The organism is Mitsuaria sp. TWR114 (assembly GCF_007997345.1).
This window is the reverse complement of sequence record NZ_VOSR01001126.1, coordinates 1-872: the sequence shown is the minus strand read 5'-3', so window position 1 is coordinate 872 and position 872 is coordinate 1. Positions and strand designations below refer to the sequence as shown.

2 protein-coding genes are annotated in these 872 nt (G+C 68.7%); both read left to right on the top strand.

The annotated features are described in order from the left end of the window. On the top strand, positions 1-232 hold a 232-nt coding region (gene rdgC / locus FUT87_RS31265), incomplete at its 5' end, for a recombination-associated protein RdgC (RefSeq protein ID WP_255512102.1). Then, a complete protein-coding gene (locus FUT87_RS28080) occupies positions 202-843 on the top strand; it encodes a recombination-associated protein RdgC (RefSeq protein ID WP_255512101.1) in 642 nt (213 codons plus the stop codon). The genes rdgC and FUT87_RS28080, both read left to right, overlap by 31 nt. Positions 844-872 lie beyond the last annotated feature (29 nt).

Genomic DNA, 872 nt, shown 5'->3' with positions numbered 1-872 from the left:
CGACGGCCACTGGCTGCTGAGCCTGCGCATGGAGAAGCGGGTGCTGCCCGGCTCGGTGGTGCGGGAGAAGGTCGAGGAGATGGTCGAGCGGATCGAGCTCGAGACCGGCCGCCGGCCCGGCAAGAAGCAGCAGCGCGACATGAAGGAGCAGGCCACGCTGGAGCTGCTGCGCGCGCGTTCACGCTGCAATCGCACCTGCGGGTGTGGATCTCGCCCAAGCAGGGCCTGCTGATGGTGGATGCGGGCTCGATCGGCAAGGCCGACGAGCTGATCACGCTGCTGGTGAAGGCCGATTCGTCGATCAACCTGCACCTGCTGCAGAGCGCCGAATCGCCGGCCGCCTGCATGGCGGCATGGCTGATGGACGGCGTGCCGCCCAAGGACTTCGTGATCGACCGCGATTGCGAGCTCAAGGCCGCCGACGAGATGAAGGCGGCGGTGCGCTACGCCCGCCACAACCTGGACACCGACGAGGTCAAGGCGCACCTGACCAGCGGCAAGATGCCCACGCGCCTGGCGATGACCTGGAAGGAGCGCGTGTCCTTCACCCTGACGGACACGATGCAGATCAAGGGCATCAAGTTCCTGGACGTGGTCTTCGACGGGCGGGACAAGCCGGCCAAGGACGAAGCCTTCGATGTGGACGCGGCGCTGGCGACCGGTGAGCTCGCGCAGCTGATCCCCGACATGATCGAGGGCCTGGGCGGCGAGCTGGACTTCATCGGCCAGTCGGCCAAGATCGCGGCCGAGCACACGCCGGGCGGCGCGAAGGCGCCCGCGCCTGCGGCGGCTTCGCCGGCCAAGGATGAGGACATGGCCACCGAAGCGGCGCCCTGGGATTGAGGCACCGCGCGCTGCGACGACCCTCACCC